Below are 3,885 nucleotides of genomic sequence, written 5' to 3'. Positions count from 1 at the left end.
TTTTTATAACCCCCGGGGTTTCAAATACTTTTTTTTTTTGTGCTTGGTGGTTTTTTGGTGTGGGTGGCGGGGGGGGGGCGGTGCGGGGGGGGCGGGGGGGGCCGGGGGGGGGGCGCCCCCCCGCCGCTAGGGAGTGGGCGGTGCCTACTCCTCCAGCTCACCGCTGCCGCTGGAGAACTGGGCCAGGCGGAAGATCACGAACTCGGCGGGCTTGACGGGCGCGATGCCGATCTCGCAGATCACGCGGCCCAGGTCGACCGACTCCGGGGTGTTGGTCTCCTCGTCGCACTTGACGTAGAACGCCTCTTCCGGCCGCTGGCCGAAGAGGGCGCCGCTGCGCCACTCGTTGACGAGGAACGCCGAGACGTTGCGCCGGATCCGGGCCCACAGGTTGTGGTCGTTCGGCTCGAACACCACCCACTGGGTGCCGAGCAGGATCGACTCCTCCAGGTAGTTGAAGTACCGGCGGACGTTCAGGTAGCGCCAGGCCGGGTCCGAGGACATGGTGCGGGCGCCCCAGACGCGGATGCCGCGGCCCGGGAAGGCGCGGATGCAGTTGACGCCGATGGGGTTGAGCAGGTCCTGCTCGCCGCGGGTGATCTGCAGCTCCAGGTCCACCGCGCCGCGTACGACCTCGTTGGCGGGCGCCTTGTGCACACCGCGCTCGAAGTCGTTGCGGGCCCAGATGCCGGCGACGTGACCGCTCGGCGGGGTCAGCCGGGACTGGCCGCTCGCCGGGTCGAAGACCTTCACCCAGGGGTAGTACAGGGCCGCGTACTTGGAGTCGTAACCGGCGGTCTCCTGACGCCAGACACGGATCTCACGGGCGTTCAGGCTGGGCGGCGGGTCGATGACCGCGACGCGGTCGCCCATCAGCTCGCAGTGCGCGATGAGACCGAGCTGGACGGCCTTCACGGCCTCCAGGTCGATCGCGCCGCGCTGGTAGGCGGCCATCAGGTCGGGGACGGCGACCATGGAGATCTCGTCCACGGCCTCCAGGCCGCCGAAGCCGGTGCGGTCGGCGGAGTCGCCGAGGTACTGGGCCGGGCCCGGGTGCGAGTCCTCCGACCCGGCCGGAACGGCGGGGGAGGTGGACGCGGCCGACGGGGCGGCCAGGGCCACGGTCTGGTTGTCGGGGCGCGCCAGCTGCGCGGTGGGCGCCGCCTCCTGCACGGTGATGAGCTTGGAGCGCTCCTTCACCTGCGTGACGACGTAGTTGCGGCCGCCCTTCTTGGCGGTCACGTCGAAGGACTCGACGGGCTTGTCGCCGTCCTTGACGATCAGCTTGAAGCGCTCGGCGGGGCCTTCGCCCTCGGGGTCCGCGACCTCGACGCTGAGCGAGCCGCCCGCGACCGCGGTCACGCTGAAGGTGCCCAGCTGCTTCGGCTCGCCGGCCGTGAGCGCGGCGGGGGCGGCGGAGCCGGAAACGGCCGCCGGGGCGCCGTTCGCGGACGCGCCGTTGGCGGCGGTGCCGTCGGCCGCGCCACCGACGCGTACGACGTACGCGGCGCTGCCGCCGTTGTTGAAGAACCCGTACACGGAGTGCGCGAGGTAGTAGCCGTCGGTGAAGGCACCGAAGGCCGCGACGTACTGCGACCAGTTGGTCACCAGCGTCGGCTCGTTCAACGGGCCGTGCGGGGCGAGCCCCACGAAGGCCGCCACCGACGTGCCCACTCCCTCGATGGGACGCGAGCCGCTGGCCACCTCCTCGACGTAAACGCCGGGCGACAGGTAGGACGGCATGCTCTGCTCTCCTCGGGGTACGAGACAGGTCTACCCCCGACTCTCACGCGCGCGGGCGTTCGTTGAAACGTCCTGCAGTACCTGATCGGGGGCAAACTCCCTGCCCGCAAGGGCACCCTGGGGCCTCCGGGTGCCCTCCGATCCTGCCGCCCTGCCCCCACGGGTGCCCGTACCGCTCTCCCCGTGCGGGGCCCGTTCGGATAATGCTGGAGGAGCAGCCGTGGAGGGGAAGGTCATGCGCGCGCAGGAAGCCCGGGCCGAGAAGGCCGGTGGTGATCAGGCCAAGGTCCGCCCGACGACGGAGCGGGGCACCACCGCGGACCGGATCCAGGCGCTGCAGAGCGCGGCGGGCAACGCGGCGGTGACCCGGGCCGTGCAGCGCAGGCAGCACCAGCACAGCGCGGGCTGCGGGCACACCCCGGACGAACAGCGCGAGCTGGTGGACCAGGTCGTGAAGTCCCCGGGCAGCCGGATGAACGGCTCGCTGCTCAAGGAGACGGCGAGCTGGTTCCAGGGCGAGGACTTCAGCTCCGTGAAGCTCCACACGGACACGGTCGCCCTGCAGTCCGCCAAGGCGATCGGTGCCCGCGCGTACACCGCCGGCGAGAACGTCGTCTGGGACGGCAAGGACAAGCCGACCCTCATCCACGAGCTGCAGCACGTCAAGGACCAGCGCAGGGGTGCGGTCCCGGGCGCCGACAACGGCTCGGGCCTGAAGGTCTCAAGCCAGGGCGACTGGGGCGAGAAGCGCGCGGAGGCGATCGAGGCACAGGCGAGAAGCGGCCTGCCGCCGGTGCAGCGCGCGGCCTCTGCCGAGAACGCCACGGAGGACGCCACCGAGGAGTCCGGCACGAGGCACGCCTCCGGCGGGCACGCGGTCCAGCGCGCGATCTGGACGTTCAACGGCAGCACCCGGACGCACCACGCCCTGGGGCAGGACTCGGGCACGTGGTTCGACAGCAACGGCCAGACCAGGACCACCGCCGACCTGCGGGTCGACTCCACCTCCCTGCGGCACGGCGACAAGTACGACGACGTCACCCGGCAACTCCACAGCAGCGGAGCCGTCGACATCACCAAGCGCGGGACCATCGCCGACCACAAGTACCCGCAGCGCGAGAACAGGACCCGCAAGGCGGTGGTCGAGGCGCAGGAGAAGATGGCCACCGCCCAGGCCCTGCTCAGCTCGGCGGGCGGCGCGCCGAGCGGCCTGCTGCTGCAGGCGCTGAAGTCCGCGTTCCCGCTCTTCCAGACGGCGACCCCGCAGCAGATCGGCGAGCTCGTGCCGCGTATCTCCGAGGTGCTGCGACGCGTGCAGGTGGGCCTGAACTCCCAGGGCGCGCAGATCGCGCTGGTCGGGCAGCCGTCGATGTTCGACACGACTGCCAAGGGGGCCGCCGCGTCCGGCGCGGCCGGGTGGGTCGCCCCGAGCACCAAGGACTACATGTCCCGGATGAATCCGGACCACATGAAGAGCGAAGAACTGCCGTCCATGGACGCGGGGCGCACCGGCCCGATCAACCTCCGCGAGGAGGGCGAGGTGGCCTGGTACGTCATCCACGAGGCCACGCACCGCTTCGCCGGAACCCTGGACTACCAGTACAGCTCGTACGACCACGAGTTGTCGGAGGACGCCGCGCAGGCGGGCCTGGCGACGGTCCTCGACCCGGCCACCGCCGCCACGCACGACGCCGCGATGCTCGGCAAGCGGGTCGCCCGCGACCCGGCCACCTACACGGGCGACAACGAGACACAGCGTCCGCAGAGGCAGCAGAACTGGTACGCCATGGGCCGGCGCGCACTGATGAACGCCGACTCCTACGCGCACTTCGTGATGACGGCGACCGGTTCGCCGATCCCCAGGAGCTGACGGCCCCGGCTGTGGGCCTTTCGGGCAACAGGGCCTGCACCTGGGTCCGCTGCCCGCGGCCCGTCCGATGGCTAGCGTCCTTGTGTGAGCCTTTGGACTTCTCTGGAACCCGCCTCCGCGACCGTGGACCCGGGTGGCAGTACGACGGTGCGGCTGCGTCTGCGCAACACCGGTGACGTGGTGGACGAGTACCGCTTCGAGGCGGTTGGTCCGCTGGCGCCGTGGGCGAGGGTGGAGCCGCAGGTTCTGCGGCTGTATCCGGGGACGACGGG

General features: G+C 71.0%; 2 protein-coding genes and 1 pseudogene. 2 read left to right on the top strand and 1 reads right to left on the bottom strand.

Annotated elements, in window-relative coordinates; translation table 11 throughout:
* Positions 1-144: 144 nt before the first annotated feature.
* A complete protein-coding gene (locus ACFVH5_RS43185) occupies positions 145-1,743 on the bottom strand; it encodes a phage tail sheath subtilisin-like domain-containing protein (protein WP_384805946.1) in 1,599 nt (532 codons plus the stop codon).
* Between the two features lie 235 nt (positions 1,744-1,978).
* On the opposite strand from ACFVH5_RS43185, the gene ACFVH5_RS43180 reads away from it, so the two are divergent.
* Both ACFVH5_RS43180 and ACFVH5_RS43175 read left to right on the top strand, forming a co-directional pair.
* Entirely contained in the window at positions 1,979-3,613 is a 1,635-nt protein-coding gene (locus tag ACFVH5_RS43180) for a DUF4157 domain-containing protein (RefSeq protein ID WP_385839166.1), read from the top strand.
* Between the two features lie 84 nt (positions 3,614-3,697).
* Positions 3,698-3,885 (top strand): annotated as a pseudogene (locus ACFVH5_RS43175) (hydrolase); the annotation flags it as partial.

Origin of the sequence: Streptomyces sp. NPDC127119, from assembly GCF_042677425.1 — a bacterium.
GTDB lineage: Bacteria > Actinomycetota > Actinomycetes > Streptomycetales > Streptomycetaceae > Streptomyces.
This window is presented reverse-complemented; position numbering and strand designations above follow the sequence as displayed.

What these genes read in the sequence shown, in the direction of transcription:
- ACFVH5_RS43185 (WP_384805946.1), bottom strand. Translation starts at nt 1,743, where the DNA reads ATGCCGTCCTACCTGTCGCCCGGCGTTTACGTCGAGGAGGTGGCCAGC.
- ACFVH5_RS43180 (WP_385839166.1), top strand. Translation starts at nt 1,979, where the DNA reads ATGCGCGCGCAGGAAGCCCGGGCCGAGAAGGCCGGTGGTGATCAGGCC.